Source organism: Nocardiopsis protaetiae (assembly GCF_045446735.1).
Classification (GTDB): Bacteria; Actinomycetota; Actinomycetes; order Streptosporangiales; family Streptosporangiaceae; genus Nocardiopsis; species Nocardiopsis protaetiae.
Genome location: NZ_JBJJBV010000111.1, coordinates 1 through 19,578, shown reverse-complemented (window position 1 = coordinate 19,578; position 19,578 = coordinate 1). Strand labels below are relative to the sequence as shown.

Here is a 19,578-nt window from a genome sequence, read left to right as displayed (position 1 = left end):
CCGGGCCAGCGCGTAGGCGGCCAGGGAGCAGGAGAACAGGTTGCCCAGGATGGACCCGACGGTCACCAGCAGGGAGTTGAGGAAGAACACCGAGAAGGGCCGGTTGAGGGCGTGCCAGCCGTCCCGGAAGTTCTCGAACGTGAGCTCCCCCGGCAGCAGCCCCGGTTCGGTCAGGATCAGGTGCGCGGGCTTGAAGGCGCTCACCGTCATCCAGACCAGCGGGTAGATCATCACGATCAGGAAGAGCAGCAGGGCGCCGTGCTTGAGCACCGCGGGCGAGGGACGCCCGCGGTACCGGCGCGGTCCCCGCACACCCGACCCGGGTGCGGACTTCGTCATCAGTCGTCTCCGTAGAAGACCCAGAACCTGGACAGGAAGAAGTGGAGCGCGGTCACGGCCCCGATCACCAGGAGCAGCACCCAGGCCAGCGCCGAGGCGTAGCCCATGTCGAAGGCCCGGAACCCCTGCTGGTACACGTACAGCGTGTAGAACAGGGTCGAGTCCACGGGCCCGCCGGTGCCGCCGCTGATGATGTGCGCCTGGGTGAACGTCTGGAACGCGCCGATCGTCTGCAGGATCAGGTTGAAGAAGATGATCGGCGTCAGCATGGGGACGGTGATGTGCCAGAAGCGCCGCACCATGGACGCGCCGTCGACGCGGGCGGCCTCGTAGAGCTCCTCGGGGATCTGGCGCAGCCCGGCCAGGAAGATCACCATCGGTGAACCGAAGGTCCACACGTTGAGGACGATGAGGGTGGACAGCGCCGTGGAGGGGTTCTGCAACCAGCTCTGGCCCTCGATGCCCACCCATTCCAGGGCGTGGTTGACCAGGCCGTCGTGCCCGAAGGCCTCGCGCCACAGGATGGCGACCGCGACGCTCGCGCCCAGCAGCGAGGGCAGGTAGAACGCGCCGCGGTAGAAGGCCAGGCCGCGCAGGCCGCGGTCCAGGACGACGGCCAGCAGGAGGGCGAACACCAGCTGTAGGGGCACCGAGATGAACACGTACCGGGCCGTGACCGCGGACGCCGCCCAGAAGCGGTCGTCCCCGAGCATGCGCTCGAAGTTGGCGAGCCCGGTGAACCGGGGTGTGCTCAGGATGTTGTAGTCGGTGAACGCCAGGTACAGCGACGCACCCAGGGGGATCGCCGTCACCAGTCCCAGGCCCAGGAGCCAGGGGCCGAGGAAGACGTAGGCGGCCCACCCCTGCTTCTTGGGGCCGCCGGGTGCCTGCGGGGGACGGCCGCTCCGCAGTGTTCTCGCCACGCCTAGGCCTCTCGGTCGATTCCGGTCTGGATCTCGGCGATCAGCGACTCGGCCGTCTTCGCGACGCCGGCGTCCCCCAGGGCGATGGCCTCCGAGGCCCGGGACAGGGCCTCGCGCCAGGTGCCGGTGCCGGGGGGCGCCTCGTGCCGGGGGCGGTGGTCGAACCCCCGCTCGGCCTCGACGACGGCCAGCATCTCGGTCTCGTCGTCGGAGGCGAAGTCGTAGGCCTCCGCCAGCAGGCGCGGGTTGGGCGGGGCGCCCATGGTGAGGCCGACGGTCCGCAGGAAGTCGGCGTTGTTGACGTTGAAGTCGATGAGGCGGCCGGCGGCCTCCGCGTTCGCGTCGTCGATGCCCTGGTAGATGGCCAGCCGGGGGTAGTAGAGGAACTTGTGCCCGTCCGCGGCGTCGGCCGCGGCGGGGACGGAGCGGAGCCGGTAGGTGTACTCGGGGAACATCGCGGCGTCGTCGATGATGTGGTTGGAGCTGCCGAAGTTGAGCAGGACGTCGCCGCCGATGGCGGACCAGTCGGGCTGCATGCCCTCCTGCTCGCTGAGGGTCAGCACCGCTCCGGCGTCGAGCAGGGACCGCCACCACTCGAACCAGTCGCCGAGCGCCTCGGCGTCGAACCCCATGGTGCCCTCGGCGGTCCACAGGTCCTGGCCGCGCTGGCGCAGCCAGGCCTCGAACGCCATGTCCTGGTCGGGGGTGTAGGAGGCGCCGCGGCGGCCCGAGGGGTTGTCGGCGCTGTAGTCGGTGAGGAACTCGGCGAGGTCGTCCCACGTCCAGTCCTCGCCGGGGAGCTCCGCGCCGTCCTCTTCGAGGAAGGTCTCGTTGTAGCGGACCACCGGGACGAAGACCCCGTGCGGCATGGTGACGAACTCGCCGTTGAGGGAGAAGGAGGCGATGTCCGCCTCGGAGTAGTCGGACAGGTCCAGGGTCGGGAGGTCGGTGAGGGGGCGGTAGAGGCCGTTCTTCTCGTAGGTCATCACCTGGGGCGAGGCGATCCAGAAGATGTCGGGGACGTCCCGGGCTGCCATCTGGGTGGTCATGCGCTCCTGGAACGCGGTGTACTCGGCGAACTCCGGCTGGACCGAGATCTCGGGGTTGTTCTGCTCGAATTCCTCCAGGGCCCTGGTGTAGTTCTGCTGGCGGATGTTGTTCCCCCACCAGGCGTAACGGATCGTGGTACCGCTCCCGCCACCGCTTCCGCAGCCGGCGAGGAGGGTGGAGGCGCCCAGGGCGCCCAGTCCCGCCACCGCCAGGAAGGCGCGTCGATCGAGGTTTCCCATCAGTGTCCCTTCGCCGCCGGAGAGGCCGCTCTCCGATGAATGTGCAGCTGATCGGCCATGTTTCCGCCGCAGATCTGGTATGTCAATATTCCATGAATACTTGTTTTACAAAGTTACAGAGCTGCGATGGCGGGCGCGCTCACCAGCACCTCGAACCGGTCGATCCGGGGCAGCACGAGGTCGCCGTCCTCCCCCGCGGAGCACGCGGTCCCGGCCCGCAGCGCCGTCACCGGCCCCCCGTCGTCCTGCGGCCACCAGGGCACCCGCAGGCGGTGCCCCTGGACCGGCACGGGCGCGCGGAACCCCTGGGGCACCGCCCCCGAATGGTTGATCAGGTGGACCACCCGCCCGGCGGCCGAGGCGCCCAGCACCACCTCGACCTGTTCGGGCAGGTCGGTGTCGACCTGGACCGGCCCGTCCGCCACCGCCAGCACAGCCTCGACGAACACGTCGCGGTGGCCGCCCAGCCCCACGCCGTGGTAGGCCCGGCCCGGGGTCCAGGGCAGGACGGTCACCCGGCCCTGCCCGTGGGCGGCGCTCAGTGAGCCGTACAGGTCGAGGTCCAGGTGGCCGTGGCATTTCTCCGGCGGCCCGTAGGGCGCCCGGGACAGCACCGGCAGGCCGGTCCCGGCCCCCGGCGCCGGCTCCACCACGTGGAAGGCGCCGATGACGGGCAGGGTCCCGCGCGGGGGCCCGCCCCCGGCGGCGGGGCGCCGCAGGTGCATCGAGCGGACCGACTCGACGGTGTCGCGCACCGCCAGCCGCCGCAGCACCGGCGCCCCGGCCAGCTGGAAGGCGTCGCCGTCGAAGCCGCTCGACCCCGTGGCCACCACGCCCCCGCCCGCGCGGGAGAACCCGTCCAGTGCCTCGACGGCCGCCGGGTCCAGGGCGCCCAGGTCGGGCAGGACCACCGCCTTGTAGGTGTCCAGGCGCCCCTGGGCGGCGACGTCGGGCAGCCGCGCCTCGGGCAGGACGTCGAACGGGACGTGACGTTCCAGCAGGCAGGAGTACAGGCCGCGGAACTCGGCGGTGGCCTCGTCCGCGCGCCCGGCCGCCCCGGCCCCCGGTTTGAGGGGGTCGGGCCGGACCAGGAGGGTGCGCGCTGCGGGGACCAGGTCCCGGTAGGCCTCGGTGTGGTCGCGGTGGAAGCGGGTGATCTCCCCGGCCACGTCGAGGCACTCGTAGGTGACGTCGTCGGGCGTCCCCATGATGTAGGTCGAGGGGTCGGCGCCGCGGGCGATCGCCTGCACGAGGTACTGCGCGAAGTGGTTGGGCTCCTCCCCGGCCCACCGGTAGGGCATGTCCACGAACCCCACCGCGTTGACCAGCACCGGGACCCCGGGGCGGAACGTCTTGGCGGCGCTGACGTGCTCGGCGGTGCGGTGGTGCCACAGGGTCCGCCCGACCGCGTTGTTGGCCTCGTGGAAGACGATGTCGGCGCGGTCGCCCAGGATGAGCGGCGCCTCGGGGCGGCGGGCCCCGATGTGCGCGCGCACGCGCGCGGTCAGGTCGTCGATCATGGACGCGGCGAACCGGCGCCAGAGCGGGTAGGCGGGCGAGTCCGGCCCGGTGGGCAGGTCCGTGCCGGGAGCGAAGGACGCGAAGGCGCGGTGGCAGGCCAGGCACTGGCACACCCCGCGGTAGGCGCCGCTGTAGTCGACCTCGTTGTAGGACATCCAGTTGAAGAAGAAGCCGTCCAGCGGGTACCGGTCCAGGACCTCGTCGACCACGTCGAAGAGCCGCCGCTGGTAGTAGTCGCCGCTGGGGCACACGCTGGTCAGCCCGTTGTAGACCTGCGGGTCGCCGGCGGGGTCGGTGAAGCACCACTCGGGGTGGCGCTCGGCGCGGCGGTGGTCGACCTTGGAGAAGTCCATGCGGGCCAGCACGCGGACGCCCCGGCGTCGGGCGGCGGCCAGCGCGTCCCCGACCAGGTCGCCGGAGGCGCGCAGGGCCAGTGCCGGGTTGCGGGTCTGGACGTCCAGGCCGGTGGGGTGGTTGGCGATGATGCCGCCGACGCTGAGCAGCCAGGCGTCGGCGCCGAACCCCTCCAGGTAGTCCAGGACGCGTTCCACGTCCAGTCCGGCGTCGACCTCCCGCAGGTTGGTCTGGAACATCCGGAACGGCCGCTGCCACCACAGCTGCGGTGCCGTCATGCCGCCCCTCCCCGGGTCCAGGTGAACCGCACCGTCTCCAGCAGGTCCACGGTGGGCACCACGACCTCGGCGCGGCCCCCGCGCACGCGGACGTCGGCGTCGGTCCCGGCGACGAGCAGGCGCGCCCGGGCCCCGTCGGCGCCTTCGGGCAGGGCCGCGGAGACCTCCAGGGGGCCGATCGGGATGGTCTCGCGGATCGGGCCCTTGAGGGCCATGGGGTTGGTAAGGTTCACGACGGACAGCAGGAGGGAGCCGTCCCCCTCCCGGAGCGCGAGGTCGAGCAGGCCGGGGCCGCGGACGCCCACCCGGTCGGGTCCGCCGAGCGCCCACCGCACCGCGTCGGCGACCAGCGTCCCGTGGTCCGGCTGGAGGGAGTCCCAGAAGAGGGAGCCGAGGTTGAAGGCCGCGTAGACCGAGCGGCCGCCCCCGGGCAGCTCGCGGGTCACCACCGCGGGCGGGCCGGGCTCGGCCCGGGGGTAGACCTCCTCCATCGGCAGGTCCGGGTAGTCGGGGACGAAGCGGAAGGGCACCTCGGTGCCGGGCCGCTCGGCCACCCCGGTCAGCTCGGTGCCGCCGATGATGCGGTCGGCCCCTTCGAACCCGCGGTGGAGCGGGTGCTCCCCGGTGAGCGCGATGTAGTTGTTCTTGACCGGTCCGCGCGGCGGCGCGGCCAGGTCGACCCCGAACACGTCACCGAGGGCGAGGGCGTCGCGGGGGACGCCGTACTCGTCGTCCAGGGAGGCGCGGTGGGCGGCGACGACGCTCCCGCCGTCCTCGGCGAACGCGCGGATCGTCCGGCACTGGTCCTCGCCCAGGCGGGCGCCGTCGGGCAGCACCAGGACCTTGAACCGGGACAGCTCCTCGGCCGTCAGGTTCTGCCCGGCCACCAGCTCGAACGGGATCCGCGCCTCGACCAGGGCGTGGTAGAGGCCGTCCTCGTGCCCGCGGGTCCCGGCGTCCTGCGGCCGGTCGCCGGTCTCCAGCAGCGCCACGTCCGCCGTGACGGCGGTCCCGGCCAGCTCGGGTTCCAGGCGGGCGTGCAGGGTGAAGGCGTCCACGACCGGCCGCACCCAGCGCCGGTCGGGGACCATGCCGTTGAACTTGGTGAACCAGGGGAAGGCGCCCTGGGCGAACCCGTCGACGATCCAGGTGGCCGTCTCCGCGCCCGGGGCCACCGAGTCCTTCCAGCGGTGCCGGTGGTCCTCGGGCCCGACGGAGGTGATGAGCCCGATCGGCCGGTCCCGGAAGACGGCGCGGCTGCGCTTGCCGCTGCGGCCGGCCGACCACGGGGCCTCCACGCCCGAGCGCCCCTGCTTGTCGATGAAGAAGACCGGGTAGTGCTTGGCCAGCATGTCGCGGTCCAGCTCCCAGGCGGCCACCCCGCCGAGGTTGGGAATGAACCGGGCGTGCGGCCGGATGTCGCGCACGGCCTCGTCCCACAGGCTCACCAGCTCGGTGAGTTTGCGGCGGCGCCAGGGGACGTAGGCGCGCCAGGCCGGGTCGGTGTCGTCGTTCTCCTTGAGGGGCAGGTCGAGGCCGGTGTCGTCGCGGAACGCGCGCCGGGCCTCCTCGCCGTAGGAGATGCCGTGGCCCTGCCAGCGGTTGGCGAACACGGCGTCCACGTCGTAGTCGGTGACGATCTCGCGGGCGACCTCGGTGATGAACTCGCGGTTGTAGGGGCCGAAGGGGTCGGTGAGCCAGATGCCCGGGAAGCCCCAGTGCTCGACGGGCTCGCCGTCGGCGGTGCGGGCGAGCCACTCCGGGTGCGCCCGGGCGGCGTCGGCGTGCACGGCGTGCGGGTCGACCCGGGCCATGACGTGCATGCCCAGGCCGCGGGCGCCCTCGACCAGGGTGCCGAAGGGGTCGGTGTCCCCGAGGTGGACGCTGCGGTGGTGGTAGGGGATGCGTGTCGGATAGAAGGCGATGTAGCCGCCCGCGCTGATGCAGGTCGCGTTCGACCGGCTCTGACGCATCACGTCGATCCAGAAGTCGGGGTCGAACCGCCCCGGGTCGTTCTCGGTCAGTGTGAGCTGCGTCCACCGGGTGGCGCCCAGGTGCCAGTCGGGTGAGCGCAGGCCTCCGGCCGCCGCTTCCCCGCCCTCGTGCACGTCCCGCCCCATATGGGCCCGTCCTCTCGTCGTGGCCGCCGCCCCGGACCCCGGCCCGTTCCTCGGCACCGGTACCGATCCGCGACGGCGGCACGACAGTATAGGCATCTTGTCAGACAAGAATTCAAGACTGACAAAATTTTTCTCGGGAGCGGACCCCGGGCCTCAGGAGTCCGCGGTCTCCCCCCGGCCGGACATCCGCTCCAGCTCCAGCAGCAGGGCCGAGTGGTCCAGATCCCCGTGGCCCTGGGCCCGGAGCGCTCCCATGAGCGTGGCGACCAGGCCGCCCAGGGGGATCGCCACCCCGGCCTCGCGGGCCGCGGCCGTCACGATGCCCAGGTCCTTGTGGTGCAGGTCGACGCGGAAGCCGGGGGTGAAGTCCCGGGCGAGCATGGACGCGGCCTTGCGGTCCAGGACCGTGCTGCCCGCCAGCCCGCCGGCCAGGACGCGCACGGCCCGCTCCCGGTCGACGCCGTGCGCGTCGAGGAAGACCAGGGCCTCCGACACGAGCCCGATGACACCGGCGACGATCAGCTGGTTGGCCGCCTTGACGGTCTGCCCCGCCCCGGGCGGGCCGACGTGGACCACCGTCGTGCCCAGGGCGTCCAGCACCGGGCGAGCCGCCGCGAAGGCCTCCTCATCACCGCCGACCATGATCGACAGCTTCGCCTCGATCGCCCCCTGCTCACCGCCGCTGACGGGCGCGTCAAGGACGCGCACGGCCTTGGCCGCCCCGGCGTCCGCCAGGCGTCGTGCCACGTCGGGGCGGATGGTGCTCATGTCCACGAGCACGGACCCGGGGCGCATGCCCTCCAGCACCCCGCCCTCGCCGAGCACCACGGCCTCCACGTCCGGGGAGTCCGGCAGCATGGTGATGACGGTGTCCGCGCCCGCCGCGGCCTCGGCCGCCGACCCGGCGGCCCTGCCGCCCGCGGCCACCAGGGCCTGCACCCGCCGCGGGCTGCGGTTGTACCCGACCACGTCGAACCCCGCTCCGACGAGGTTCGCCGCCATGGGACCGCCCATGACGCCGAGGCCGATGAAAGCGATCGTGTGTGCGCTCACCAGGGTCTCCTGCCTGTCTGTGTGTGGATGGACGTCCGCGGACCGGAATGACCCGCCGAACGGAAAAGGTCGGGACGGCCGCTCCCCCGGGCCGCCCCCACCGGGTCGGTGAACGTCCGCGGAGCCGGACGGCCCACCGGACGGAAACGGTGGAGGCGGCCGATCACCCGGACCGCCCTCGCCGGGTCGGGAAGCGCCCGCGGACGCACGTGGCCCGCCGGACGCGGAGGGCGAGGGCAGCCGGTCACCCGGGCCGTCCCTACCAGGTCGACGAGCACCCGCGAAGCCGAACGGAAACGGCAGGGGACATCTGTGCTCCGAGGAGCCTCCACCGGGTGGACCGGCGCCCGGCGAGCGGGGCGGCCCTCCAGATGGGAAGAACGGGGGCGACGGCCGGTCCCCCGGACCGCCCTCACGGGTTCGCGCCGCCGGGGAGGCCCGGCAGGGTGGAGCCGCGGGTCCAGGCGAAGGGGTCCGCGCCCTCGCCGGTGTGCTCCAGGGCGATCCAGCCGTCGTGGCCGCCGCCGACCAGGTCGGTGATCCACGCGCCCAGCGGCAGCTCCCCCGTGCCGGGCGCGCCCCGGCCCGGGGCATCGGCCGCCTGGACGTGGCGGACGCGCGAACGGTGGCGGTCGATGGCGGCGGCGACGTCGTCGCCGTTGGCCGCCAGGTGGTAGACGTCCAGGAGCAGGCCCAGATTCTCCGCCCCGGTCCCGCGCTCGACGCGGTCGATCACCGCGACCGCGTCGTCGGCGGTCTTCAACGGGTAGGCCTCGGTCCCGCTGACCGGCTCGACCAGCACCGTTCCGCCGATCGCGCCCAGTTCGGCGGCGACGTGCCCGAGGTTGCGCACGGCGAGGTCGTCCTGCTCGGCCGCGGTCGCGCCCGGGAGGCGGTTGCCGTACAGGGCGTTGAAGGCGCGGCAGTCGAGCGCCTCGGCGATCCGGCGGACGATCCGCACGTTGGCGCGCACCTCGTCCTCGCGGCCCGGCCACGAAATGATCCCGCGGTCTCCCGCGGGCATGTCCCCGGCGTACAGGTTCAGGCCGACGAGCCGCAGGCCGGAGTCCCGGACGGTGTCGACGAAGGCCTCCACCTCGGCGTCGGCGGGTGTCGCGGTCGGGAACGGCCACCAGAGTTCGACGGCCTCGAACCCGGCCTCCCGGACGGCGGACAGACGCCCTTCCAGGGGTCGGTCCTTCATCATGATCGAACAGTTCACGGCGTAACGCGGCGTGTCCACAGCGCTCTCCTTCGCTCCGACGCCGGAAGTGGTCCGACCGGATCGGTCCGACCACCTGACCGATCGTGAAGCTAGGGCGCGGCCCCGCGGCCTGTCAACCGCTCAGACCCCGGAGGGGTCCCCGCCGGACTCCAGCTCGGCGAGCAGGTCGGTCTCGATGTCGCACATGTGGGCGGCCATCACCTGCCGCGCCCGCCGGGGGTCGCGCGCCTCGATGGCCCCGAACACCTGCCGGTGCTGCTCCAGGTAGTGCTCCGCCCGGTTCCCGCGGCCGCGCGAGCGGTGCTTGAGCCCGGTCCACATGCGCTCGTGCATGAGGTCGACCAGGGTCTTCTCCAGCGCCGCCAGCACGCTGTTGTGCGAGGCCGCGGCCACCGCGAGGTGGAAGTCGGCGTCGGCGCCGGAGGGGTCGCCGTTCTCGCGGGTCAGGCGCTCCTGGCGTACCAGGGTCTCCTCGATGGCGCGCAGGTCCTTGCTGGTCCGGAACGTCGCCGCGTGCTCGGCGCACACCGGTTCCAGGCTGGCGCGGGCGACGATCAGGTCCAGCGGGCTGTGCTCGCCCGCCATCGCCGCGCGGGCCCGCAGGGTGGTCTCCGAGCCGCCGTCGCCGACCACGTAGGTGCCGCTGCCCACCCGTACGTCGAGGATCCCGGCGTGCTCCAGGACGCGGATGGCCTCGCGGACCGAGCCCCGGCCGACCTCGAACCGCTCGGCCAGGACACGTTCGGCGGGCAGCGGCGAACCGGGCGGGAAGGCGCCCGCGCGGACGCCGGCGAGGATCTCCTCCGCCACCGACGAGTAGACCTTCGACCTCTCGACGGCCCCGAACCCCACCGTACGGCCCCGCTCCGCCATCGGCCACCCGCCTTCCCTATACTCACCAGATCGGTCGGACCAATATCAGGCACAAGCTACCAGAGCACCCTAGGACGTGATGCCCGTGTCGGACGCCGAAGTGATCCTCGTGACCGGCCCGCTCGACGACCGCGACCGCGAGCGGATCCGGGCCGCCTCCCCCGGGTCGCGGGTGGAGTTCGCGGACCGGATCGGAGACCGGCCCGACCTGCTGCCCGGGGCGGTCGTGATCGCGGGCTCGCCCGGCCCGGAGGAGCTCGCCCGGGCGGGCTCGCTGCGATGGGTGCATAGCTGGGCCGCCGGTGTCGACGGGGCCCTGGACTCCGGGCTGGCCGATCACCCCGCGGTCCTGACCTCCGCGGCGGGCAACGGGGCGGTCCCCCTGGCCGAGCACGCCGTGCTGCTCATGCTCATGCTCGACCGGGACGCGCCCCGGTGGGCACGCGCCCAGCGGGAGCACCGCTGGGACCGCTTCCCCCACGGCGAGCTCAACGGGCGCACCTGCGGCATCATCGGCCTGGGCAACTCCGGCCTGGACCTGGCCGCCAAGGCCAAGGCGTTCCACATGCGGGTGGTGGGCCTGCGCCGCCGCACCGACCTGCCCGCGCCGAACGTGGACCGCGTCCACCCTCCCGAGGAGCTGCACGCCCTGCTGGCGGAGTCCGACTTCGTGGTGGTCACCGCGCCCCTGACCCCCGCGACCGCCCACCTCATCGGCGCGGCGGAGTTCGCCGCCATGAAGGAGACCGCGCACATCATCTCCATCTCCCGCGGGGGGATCATCGACGACGCGGCCCTGCTGGCGGCCCTCACCGAGCGTCGGATCGCGGGGGCGGGGCTGGACGCCCACGGCGTCGAACCGCTCCCCGGGGACAGCCCGTTCTGGGACCTGCCCAACGTGATCGTCACCCCGCACAACGGGGCGACGACCGAGGCGACCCGGCGGCGGGGGGTGGACATCTTCGTGGACAACCTGGAGCGCCGCGCCCGCGGCCTGCCGCTGTCCAACGTGGTGGACAAGGCCGCGGGCTACTGACCGGGGCCGCCCCTCTCGGCGGATCGCACGAACATCGGCCTCCGGGATTGCCGCGATTGCGCAGAGACGCCGGCCGGTTCCCCGACCAGGATGTGAGGGCGAACCAGGTGGGGCGGGGCCCGGACCCGCTCCACCGCGACGTCAGGAGTCCCCCGCCATGCGCACACGACGCCCCCTCTCCCTGCTGTCCGCACTCGTCCTGGCCCTGGCCGCCCCGGTGGGCGCGGCCGCCCCCGCGAACGCCGCCTCCACGCCCCTCGCTCCCGTGCCCACCGCCCCCGCTCCCGTGCCCACCGAGGCTGTGTCCGCCGGAAGTGCGCCGACCGAAAGCGCGCATGCCGCCGCCGACTTCGGCGCCCTGGGCCCCTACGCCACCGCCGTGGAGGTCGGGGCGGTGACCACCCTGTACTACCCGCGCGACATCGCCGCCAGCGGCGTCCGCCACCCCGTCATCGTCTGGGGCAACGGCACGTTCGCCTTCCCCGTGGTCTACCGGGAGCTGCTGCTGCACTGGGCGAGCCACGGCTTCATCGTGGCCGCCGCCAACACCCCGCAGTCCAACCTCGGCATCTCCATGCGCGCCGGCATCGACCTGCTCACCCGCCGCGACGCCGACCCCGGCAGCGTCTTCCACGGCCGCGTCGACCTGGAGAACATCGGCGCCTCGGGCCACTCCCAGGGCGGCGCGGCCTCGATCGTCGTCGGCGCGGACCCGCGCGTGGACACGATCGTGCCCGTCCAGCCCGGTCCGCTGGCCGACATCGACGGCGTGCACGGCCCGGCGCTGCTGCTGTCCGGGCAGCGCGACAGCATCGTGTTCCCCGTGCTGGTGCGCGCCTTCTACAACGACGCCGACCACATCCCGGCGGTCTACGGCGAGGTCCGCGGGGCCGACCACTTCACCGTGGTGGGCGACCCCGGCCCCTTCGCCGCCCCGACGACGGCCTGGTTCCGCCTGCACCTGATGGGCGACGCGTCGGCCCACGGCGAGTTCTTCGGCCCCGGCTGCGGCATCTGCACGGACACGGGGACCTGGTCCGACGTCCGCCGCAACGCCCTGACCGACGGCTTCCCGGCCCCCGCCGCCTGATGAGGACCCAGAGGACTCGGATGCACACCATCGTGAACACCCGGCAGGGCAAGGTCCGGGGCCTGGTCCGGGACGGGGTCTCGGCCTTCCTCGGCATCCCCTACGCGGCGCCGCCCTTCGGCCCCCACCGGTTCCGCGCCCCGGCCCCCGCCGAACCCTGGGAGGGGGTGCGCGACGCGCTGGAGTTCGGGCCGACCGTCCCCCAGACCCCGTACGGCCCCGCCCTGGGCCAGCTCATCCCCACGATCGACATCCCCGGGGACGGGTGCCTCAACCTCAACGTCTGGGCGCCCGCCGACGGCGCGGGCGGTGCGGGCGACGCCGGCTGCCCGGTGATGGTGTGGATCCACGGGGGCTCCCTGCGCAACGGGTCGACGGCCCTGCCGCTCTACGACGGGTCGGCCTTCGCCCGCGACGGCGTGGTGCTGGTGTCGGTCAACCACCGGCTCGGGGTCGAGGGGTTCGGGGTCTTCCCCGACGCGCCCGACAACCGCGGCCTGCTCGACCAGATCGCCGCGCTGGCCTGGGTGCGCGACAACATCGCCGCGTTCGGCGGGGACCCGGGCAACGTCACCCTGTTCGGCGAGTCCGCCGGGGCCATCGGCATCGCCGCCCTGATGTCCGGCACCCGGGCCAGGGGGCTGTTCCACCGGGCGATCCTGCAAAGTGGACCGCCCGGCGCGGTGCCGCGGGAGAAGGGTGCCGAGGTGGTGCGGCGGATCGCCCGCAGGCTGGGGGCTCCCGCCACGGCCGCGGCGTTCGCGGCGGTGGACCGGCGGCGGCTGCTGGAGGCGCAGAACGCGGTGGTCGCCGCGAGCTCGCCGCTCGGCGGCGGCCCGGGCTTCCAGATCGTGGTCGACGAGGACGTGGTGTCCGCCGCTCCCCCGCCCTGCGACGTCGACCTGCTGCTCGGCTCCAACCTGGAGGAGTACCGGCTGTGGTTCGTCCCCGACGGGACGATCGACCGGATCGGCGGCCTCACCCTGCGGCTGGCGTCGCTGAAGTTCAAGATCCCCGGCCGGGTGGCGCGGCTGTACCGGGCGGGCCGCCCGGGGGCGAGACCCGGGGAGGTCCTCGGGGCGATGGCCACCGACCTGCTGCTGCGCGGGCCGGTGAACCGGTGGGCGGACGCGCGGGCGGACGGTCCGGCCCGGACGTTCGTGTACGAGTTCGCGTGGCGTTCGCCCGTGTTGGGGCTGGGCGCGTGCCACGCGCTGGAGATCGGGTTCGCGTTCGACACCCTGTCCGCGTGCGAGGACCTGGCCGGGCCCGGCGCGCCGCAGGGGCTGGCCGACACCGTGCACCGGGCCTGGGTGTCCTTCGCCGAATCGGGTGATCCGGGCTGGCCGACCTGGTCGGAGCGGCGGCCGGTCCGGGTGTTCGACGACCCCGACCCGGGTGTGGTCCACGCGCCCCGGCACGAGGAGCTGAGCGCTTGGCTGTGACGCCCGCGGTTCAGAACAGGTCGCGCGCGGTCACAGCAGGTCGCGTGCGGTGAGCGCCGCCTGGAGCAGCCGGGCCTGGGCGGGGACCGCCACGTCCAGCCCGGTCAGCGCCCCCACCCGCTGCAACCGGTAGTCCAGGGTGTTGCGGTGGACGTGCAGGGCCAGCGCGGCCCGGCTGCGGTTGTGCCCGTGCTCGGTGAACACCCGCAGGGTCTCCAGCAGGTAGGGGTGGGGGTCCAGCGGGTCGAGCTTGGCGGCCAGCCGGTGCAGGGCCGCGCCCGGGCGGGCGAGCTGGTGCTCCAGCAGCACGTCGTCCAGGCGGTAGAACCCGGGAGGCCGGCCCAGCCGCCGGACCAGGTCCAGCACCCGCCCGGCCTCCGCGGCCGCCGCCGGGACGTCCGCGGGCTCCCGGGCCGGTGCGGCCGCGGCGACCAGGGGACCCACGTCCCGAGCAAGGGTCGCCACCAGCTCGGGCAGGTCCGGGCCGCCCGGCAGCAGGGCGATCCCCGCGACGTGGTCCATCAGCACCGGGACGCCGGTGCAGGCGTCCAGGCAGGACTGGACCGACCTGGTCGGCGGGTCGTCCTCGAACGCGAAGGCCACGACCTCGTAGCCGCCGGACACCTCGATACCCGCCGCCTGTGCCGCCTCCGCGTACGGCCGCCCCTCCAGCAGGGCGGACAGCAGGGCCCGCCGGACGCGCTTGTCCTCGCTGTGCAGGTCCTCCAGGGTCTGGCGGTGGGCGAGCACGACGGCGGGCAGGGCCGAGTACAGGCAGGAGAGCAGGGCGGCGCCCGCGTCGGCCAGCTCACCGGGTTCGGCCGCCTCGACCAGCGCCTCCCACCAGGCGCGGGCGCCGATGAGGTAGGCGGCGGTCACCGCCTCCAGGGGGACGCGGTCCTCGGCCCGGCGCGCCGACCACTCGATGAGCAGGGTCAGGTCGCCCCGGCCCACCTCGCCGCCGTCGCGCAGCGTCCGCAGCAGCAGGGCGTGGACGGCGGCGATCGACCGGGCCACCTCGCCCTCGATCACGCGGGGGGACAGGTCCCGGTAGTAGGGGACCTCCGCGGCGCACCGCGCGACGATGGCCGCGGTGACGTCGCCGCCGCGCGCGGCCATCCGGGTGTGCAGGTCGGGCATCGGCTCATCGTCACATCACCGAAACACGGGCGTCAATGGCGGTCGCGCGGTGGGGGCCGGGGCCGTCGCGGTCGGGCGGCCCGGCCCCGAGTCCGCTCACCGGCGGTCGAGCACGATGACGGGGGTGTGCGAGCGGCGGGTGGAGAAGGCGTCGATGTCGCCCCAGCCCTGGTAGTCGTCGAACCGGCTCCAGAGGCGGTCGCGTTCGGCGCCGGCGGCCTCGCGGCCGACCACGCCGAACGTGCCGTCGACGGTGTCGACCTCGGCCCGCGGGTTCGCCCGGAGGTTGAGCCACCACGCGGGGTCGGGCTCGGCCCAGCCGTTCATCGCGAGCGTGACGTAGGAGTCCCCGTCCAGGTGGTAGCCGAGGATCACGGCGCGCTCGCGCCCGGTGCGGCGGCCCGTCACGCGCAGGCGCAGCATCCCCATCCGGCCGCCCGCCCGGGGGCACGAGAGGCCGCGCCCGGTGGTGCGGTAGAGCAGCCGGTGTCCGGTCCAGGCTCCGCGGACGAACCAGCGCGGCGGCAGGACGGGGGTCTTCTCTCGATCCGGCATCGTCACCCTCCTCAGGGTTCCTACGGTGTAGGCCTACGCCGTAGACCTACAGAGTAGACCGACTCCTGCGCACGGTCAACGGGTACGAGGTGATCCACCGGCCACACCCCAGCCCTAGACTGTGGCGGGTGACGACGCGACGATCGAAGACGGCCCCGGCAGGTCTGACCAGGGAGGGCATCGTCGACGTCGCGATCCGCGTCGCCGACGCCGACGGCCCCACGGCGGTCAGCATGCGGCGGATCGCCCAGGAACTCGGGGTCGACCCGATGTCCCTGTACCGCCACATCGGCGCCAAGGACGGCCTGCTCGACCTCATGACCGACACCGTCGTCGCCGGGATCGAACGGGTCGAACCGGGAGAGACCTGGGTGGAGACCGCCCGCGCGCAGATGCTGGCCGCGCGCCGCACCATGCTCCGCCACCCCTGGACCGCCGAGGTCATCAAGGCCCGGCCCACCCCGACCCCGGCCGCCATGCGCTACGTCGACACCATCCTGGGCATCCTGCGCGGCGGCGGCCTGAGCCTGGAGCTCACCCACCACGCCCTGCACGTCCTGGGCAGCCGCATCCTGGGATTCAGCCAGGACCTGTACGACGAGGGCACCGACACCGCGCCCGAGGTCGCCGCCGCCCAGGCGGCGGCGCTGGCGCCGGAGATGCCGTGGGTGGCGGAGATGATCCTCGGGTCGAGCCACGAGGGAGCGCTGGGCGGCTGCGACGACGACGTGGAGTTCGCGTTCGCGCTCGACCTCGTCCTGGAGGGCCTGGAGCGCCGCCGCGCCGCCCGGTCGTAGGCGGCCGGTGGGCCGCGGTGCGCGGGTGACCCGCCGGGGGCAGGTGGTACGCCGGGCGCGGGTGACGCGCCGGGCCCGGCCCTCCGGCCGGGTTCTGTACCGCGAAGTAAGGTAGTGCCATGGGCGGCTCCCGCGGCGGTGTGATCGGGCGACCTCGCGAATTCGACATCGACGAGGCGCTGGAGTGCGCCATGCGGGTGTTCTGGGAGCAGGGGTACGAGGGCGCGAGCCTGGCCGACCTGACCGGCGCCATGGGGATCACCAAGACCAGCATGTACGCGGCCTTCGGCAACAAGGAACAGCTGTTCCGCAGGGCCCTGGACCGCTACACCGAGGGGCCGGCCTCCTACATGGCGCGCGCCCTGGAGGAGCCGACCGCGCGGGAGGTGGCCGAGGCGTCCCTGCGCGGGACGGTGCGGACCGTGACCGTCGCCGGCCCCGCCGGGTGCCTGGTCGTCCAGGGCGCGCTGGCGTCGAGCGACGGGGCGCGACCCGCGCACGAGGTGCTCGTCGGCTGGCGGACCGATGCCGGTCTGCGCATGGAGGAACGCTTCCGGCGGGCCGTCGAGGAGGGCGACCTGCCGGCCGGCACCGACCCGGCGCGGCTGGCCCGGTACGTCATGACGGTGGGGTTCGGCATCGCCGTCCAGGCCGCCGACGGGGTCGGCCACGACGAACTCCAGGAGGTCGTCGACACGGCGCTGCGCGCCTGGCCGGCCTGACCCGGACGACGGCGCGGCGGCCGGGCGCCCCGACCCGGCCTCGCGTTCCGGCGGCCCGGTCCGGCGGCTCGGCCCGGCGGCGGCGCTCAGTCGCCCCGCTTCCCCCACTGGATGGCGGGGCAGGTGTCCATCACCATCGGAACCCCGGCCTCCGTGGTGCGCCGGAACGCCTCCTCGTCGATGACGCCGAGCTGGAACCACACACCGCGGGCGCCGATCGCGACGGCCTGGTCGGCGAACTCCCCCGCCGCCTCGGAGCGGCGGAAGACGTCGACGACGTCGATGGGGCCGACGGCGGCGGCCGCCTCGGCGAGCGTCGCATAGGCCTTCTCCCCCAGCACCTCCGCGCCCTCGGCGGCGGCGCCGGGGTGGATCGGGACGATCCGCTTGCCCCTGGCCTGCAACAACTGCGCGATGGGGTAGGCGGTGCGCCGCTGGTCGTTCGACAGGCCCACGACGGCCCAGGTCTCGGTGTCGTCGAGGAGGTGGTCGATGTTCTTCTGGTCCAGCCACGGCTCGGTCATGTCGGTGGACAACATCCCCGCCCCGTCGGCGATTCCCGCCCCCGCGGCGCGTCCGGTGAGTGTGACGCACCCGACTTCTGTACCGATTGGAATATAACCGGGGAGGCCGGGGTTCCCCTTCCACAGCGACCGGGGGCACCCCCGCCCCGGAGTGCCGGACTCCCACCCGACCCCCGAAGGACACCATGAACAGCACCGCCACGTCGGCGGCGACGCCGACGGCACACCGGCCCGCGTCCTGGGCGGGCGTCGCCTCCCTGGGCCTGGGGATCTTCGCCCTGGTCATGGCCGAGTTCCTGCCCGCCAGCCTGCTCCCCCGCATGGCCGACGACCTCGGCGTCACGGCGGGCGCCGCGGGACAGTCCGTCACCGTCACCGCGATCACCGCCGGGATCTCCGGCCTGCTCCTGCCGGTCCTGCTCCCCCGCGCCGACCGGCGCCGCGTGCTGATCGCCCTCACCGGGCTGGCCGCCCTCTCCAACCTGCTCGTGGCGGCGGCCCCGAGCCTCACCGTCCTGCTGGCCTCCCGCGCCCTGCTGGGCCTCGCCCTCGGCGGTTTCTGGGCCCTGGCCATCGCGACGGCCGCCCAGCTCGTCCCCGTCGACCGCCTCGGCCGCGCGATGACCGTCATCAACTCCGGCGTCGCCCTCGCCACCATCGCGGCCGTCCCGCTGGGCACCTGGCTGGGCGAGCTGTGGGGCTGGCGGCAGGTGTTCCTGCTCGGCGCCGCGGCGGGCGTCGCCGCCCTGCTCCTCCAGGCCGCGGTGCTGCCCCGCGTGGCACCGGGCGCGGCGAACGGGCTGCGCGCCCTCGGGTCGACCCTGCGCTCCGGTGTCCTGCTGCTCGGCCTGGTCGCGATCCTGCTGATCGCCGGCGGGCACTTCACCGGGTTCACCTACATCCGCCCGGCCGCCGAGGCCGTGTCGGGCATCGGCTCCGCCGGACTCGCCGCGCTGCTGCTGGTCTACGGGATCGCCAACGTCCTCGGCACCGCCCTCAGCGGTATCCTCGCCGACCGCGCCCTGCGGGCGTCCGCCCTGCTCTTCCCCAGCGCGCTCGGCCTCGGCATGCTCGCGATGCTCGCCACCGGCGCCTCCCCCGCCGGCCTGTTCGCCGCCGCCGCGCTGTGGGGCTTCGGCTTCGGCGGCATCCCGACGACCGTGCAGACCTGGGGCGCCCGCACCGAACCGGACCGCCTCGAACAGGTCGGCGGGCTCATGTCGACCGTCTTCCAGATCGCGATCGCCTCGGGCGCGGTCGCCGGCGGCCTCCTCGTCGACGGCGTCACCGCCTCCGCACCCCTCGCCGCCGGCGGCACCGCGGCCGTCCTCGGCGGCCTCCTCCTGGCCTCCCTGCGCCGGCACCGCCGAACGGGCGGGGGAACGACCGCGTGAACGCGCCCGGGAACACCGGCCCCGCCACCGGGGCGGAGCGGCCGCCACCGGGGGTCACCTGCTCGTGTGGGCGAGGCCGGAGCGATGGGCGATGATCACCGCCCGGACGCGGTCTCCGGCGCCGGTCCCGACGAAGACCCCGCCCACACGGCTCTTCACCGGGGGTTCCCCGGTCGCGCGGAGGAACCGAGGTCGCGTGCCGCGCGGCGCCGCTGTGCCGGCAGCAGGCAGGCGGACACCGTGGCGGCCAGGAAGACCACCACGGAGACGGTGATGTGGCCGAACACCCCGGTGGCGGAGTTCACCGTGGTCCCGTCCACGACGATGGCGGTCGAGGACGGTACGGCGGCACCGACGAAGCTCATGCCGACCGAGCCGATCGCGCTGGTGCCGGCGATCATGCCGGCGACCACGCCCTGGCGCTCCGGTGGCGGCGTCTTCGCCGCCCCGAACCTGGGCGCCTACTGTGCGTCCAAGTGGGCCGTGGAGGCCCTCGGGGAGTCCCTGGCCGCCGAGGTCGCGCGGTTCGGGATCCACGTCACGCTCGTCGAGCCCGGCGGGTACGGCACCGACTGGGCGGGGGCGTCCGCGCGGCGAAGCGGCGCGCTCGCCGAGTACGACCGGATGCGCGCCGAGATGGCCGCGCGCCGAGGTGCCGGCGTCCCCGGCGACCCCGCCGCGGCCGCGCAGGCGCTGCTGGAGGTCGTCGACGCCGAGAGGCCTCCGCTGCGGGTCCTGCTCGGCACCCTCTCCGGCAGGCCGGCCACCGACATCGTCCGGGAGACCTACGAGCGGCGGCTCGCGGAGTGGTCGGCCTGGTCCGAGCTGTCGGAGCGGGCCCAGGGGTAGGGGCCCGGGCGTAGCGGTCCGGCACCATCGGACCGCATCCGACCGGGCCCG

At 74.0% G+C, this 19,578-nt stretch carries 18 protein-coding genes and 1 pseudogene; 7 read left to right on the top strand and 12 right to left on the bottom strand.

The annotated features are described in order from the left end of the window. The 8 genes and pseudogenes from ACJOT3_RS17930 to ACJOT3_RS17895 form a co-directional block, all read right to left on the bottom strand. Window positions 1-339 (bottom strand): annotated as a pseudogene (locus ACJOT3_RS17930) (carbohydrate ABC transporter permease); the annotation flags it as partial. Next, on the bottom strand, window positions 339-1,262 hold the full coding sequence (locus ACJOT3_RS17925) for a carbohydrate ABC transporter permease (protein WP_406973984.1): 924 nt from the start codon (window positions 1,260-1,262) through the stop codon (window positions 339-341). The pseudogene ACJOT3_RS17930 and the gene ACJOT3_RS17925, both read right to left, overlap by 1 nt. Window positions 1,263-1,264: 2 nt before the next feature. Then, window positions 1,265-2,551, bottom strand: coding sequence for an ABC transporter substrate-binding protein (locus tag ACJOT3_RS17920; protein ID WP_406973983.1), 1,287 nt, complete (start codon window positions 2,549-2,551; stop codon window positions 1,265-1,267). 113 nt (window positions 2,552-2,664) lie between these two features. Beyond that, window positions 2,665-4,704: a hypothetical protein gene (locus ACJOT3_RS17915; RefSeq protein ID WP_406973982.1), complete on the bottom strand. Its 2,040-nt coding sequence runs from the start codon at window positions 4,702-4,704 to the stop codon at window positions 2,665-2,667. Further along, window positions 4,701-6,824 carry a family 10 glycosylhydrolase gene (locus ACJOT3_RS17910; RefSeq protein ID WP_406973981.1) on the bottom strand — a complete coding sequence of 708 codons (2,124 nt, stop codon included), beginning with the start codon at window positions 6,822-6,824 and terminating at the stop codon, window positions 4,701-4,703. The genes ACJOT3_RS17915 and ACJOT3_RS17910 overlap by 4 nt, the downstream gene beginning before the upstream one ends. Window positions 6,825-6,977: 153 nt before the next feature. Further along, complete coding sequence (locus ACJOT3_RS17905) at window positions 6,978-8,117, bottom strand: 2-hydroxy-3-oxopropionate reductase (protein ID WP_406973985.1); 1,140 nt, start codon at window positions 8,115-8,117, stop codon at window positions 6,978-6,980. A gap of 172 nt (window positions 8,118-8,289) precedes the next feature. Then, the gene (locus tag ACJOT3_RS17900; RefSeq protein WP_406973980.1) at window positions 8,290-9,120 is read right to left on the bottom strand and encodes a hydroxypyruvate isomerase family protein; all 831 of its coding nucleotides are present in this window, start codon (window positions 9,118-9,120) and stop codon (window positions 8,290-8,292) included. A 102-nt stretch (window positions 9,121-9,222) separates the two neighbouring features. Then, window positions 9,223-9,975, bottom strand: coding sequence for a FadR/GntR family transcriptional regulator (locus tag ACJOT3_RS17895; RefSeq protein ID WP_406973979.1), 753 nt, complete (start codon window positions 9,973-9,975; stop codon window positions 9,223-9,225). An 85-nt stretch (window positions 9,976-10,060) separates the two neighbouring features. Between ACJOT3_RS17895 and ACJOT3_RS17890 the strand changes: the two genes are divergently transcribed. From ACJOT3_RS17890 to ACJOT3_RS17880, 3 genes are all read left to right on the top strand, one after another. After that, a complete protein-coding gene (locus ACJOT3_RS17890; protein ID WP_406973978.1) occupies window positions 10,061-11,011 on the top strand; it encodes a D-2-hydroxyacid dehydrogenase in 951 nt (316 codons plus the stop codon). Between the two features lie 157 nt (window positions 11,012-11,168). Continuing rightward, window positions 11,169-12,101 carry an alpha/beta hydrolase family protein gene (locus ACJOT3_RS17885; protein WP_406973977.1) on the top strand — a complete coding sequence of 311 codons (933 nt, stop codon included), beginning with the start codon at window positions 11,169-11,171 and terminating at the stop codon, window positions 12,099-12,101. A gap of 20 nt (window positions 12,102-12,121) precedes the next feature. Beyond that, the gene (locus ACJOT3_RS17880; RefSeq protein WP_406973976.1) at window positions 12,122-13,546 is read left to right on the top strand and encodes a carboxylesterase/lipase family protein; all 1,425 of its coding nucleotides are present in this window, start codon (window positions 12,122-12,124) and stop codon (window positions 13,544-13,546) included. Between the two features lie 30 nt (window positions 13,547-13,576). On the opposite strand, the gene ACJOT3_RS17875 is transcribed toward ACJOT3_RS17880, so the two are convergent. Both ACJOT3_RS17875 and ACJOT3_RS17870 read right to left on the bottom strand, forming a co-directional pair. Continuing rightward, complete coding sequence (locus ACJOT3_RS17875; protein WP_406973975.1) at window positions 13,577-14,686, bottom strand: PucR family transcriptional regulator; 1,110 nt, start codon at window positions 14,684-14,686, stop codon at window positions 13,577-13,579. A gap of 96 nt (window positions 14,687-14,782) precedes the next feature. Continuing rightward, window positions 14,783-15,241, bottom strand: a complete 459-nt coding sequence (locus ACJOT3_RS17870) for a nitroreductase/quinone reductase family protein (RefSeq protein WP_406973974.1) — start codon at window positions 15,239-15,241, stop codon at window positions 14,783-14,785. A gap of 128 nt (window positions 15,242-15,369) precedes the next feature. On the opposite strand from ACJOT3_RS17870, the gene ACJOT3_RS17865 reads away from it, so the two are divergent. Together ACJOT3_RS17865 and ACJOT3_RS17860 are read left to right on the top strand one after the other, a co-directional pair. Beyond that, window positions 15,370-16,038, top strand: coding sequence for a TetR/AcrR family transcriptional regulator (locus ACJOT3_RS17865; protein WP_406973973.1), 669 nt, complete (start codon window positions 15,370-15,372; stop codon window positions 16,036-16,038). 119 nt (window positions 16,039-16,157) lie between these two features. Then, complete coding sequence (locus ACJOT3_RS17860; protein WP_406973972.1) at window positions 16,158-16,760, top strand: TetR/AcrR family transcriptional regulator; 603 nt, start codon at window positions 16,158-16,160, stop codon at window positions 16,758-16,760. A gap of 86 nt (window positions 16,761-16,846) precedes the next feature. Here the strand turns inward: ACJOT3_RS17860 and ACJOT3_RS17855 are convergent, their stop codons facing one another. Next, window positions 16,847-17,299: a CoA-binding protein gene (locus ACJOT3_RS17855; RefSeq protein ID WP_406973971.1), complete on the bottom strand. Its 453-nt coding sequence runs from the start codon at window positions 17,297-17,299 to the stop codon at window positions 16,847-16,849. 170 nt (window positions 17,300-17,469) lie between these two features. On the opposite strand from ACJOT3_RS17855, the gene ACJOT3_RS17850 reads away from it, so the two are divergent. Continuing rightward, on the top strand, window positions 17,470-18,678 hold the full coding sequence (locus tag ACJOT3_RS17850) for an MFS transporter (protein WP_406973970.1): 1,209 nt from the start codon (window positions 17,470-17,472) through the stop codon (window positions 18,676-18,678). Between the two features lie 155 nt (window positions 18,679-18,833). On the opposite strand, the gene ACJOT3_RS17845 is transcribed toward ACJOT3_RS17850, so the two are convergent. After that, the gene (locus tag ACJOT3_RS17845) at window positions 18,834-19,079 is read right to left on the bottom strand and encodes a hypothetical protein (protein WP_406973969.1); all 246 of its coding nucleotides are present in this window, start codon (window positions 19,077-19,079) and stop codon (window positions 18,834-18,836) included. Between ACJOT3_RS17845 and ACJOT3_RS17840 the strand changes: the two genes are divergently transcribed. Further along, entirely contained in the window at window positions 19,078-19,527 is a 450-nt protein-coding gene (locus ACJOT3_RS17840; RefSeq protein WP_406973968.1) for an SDR family NAD(P)-dependent oxidoreductase, read from the top strand. The two genes, ACJOT3_RS17845 and ACJOT3_RS17840, sit on opposite strands and share 2 nt — an antisense overlap. Window positions 19,528-19,578 lie beyond the last annotated feature (51 nt).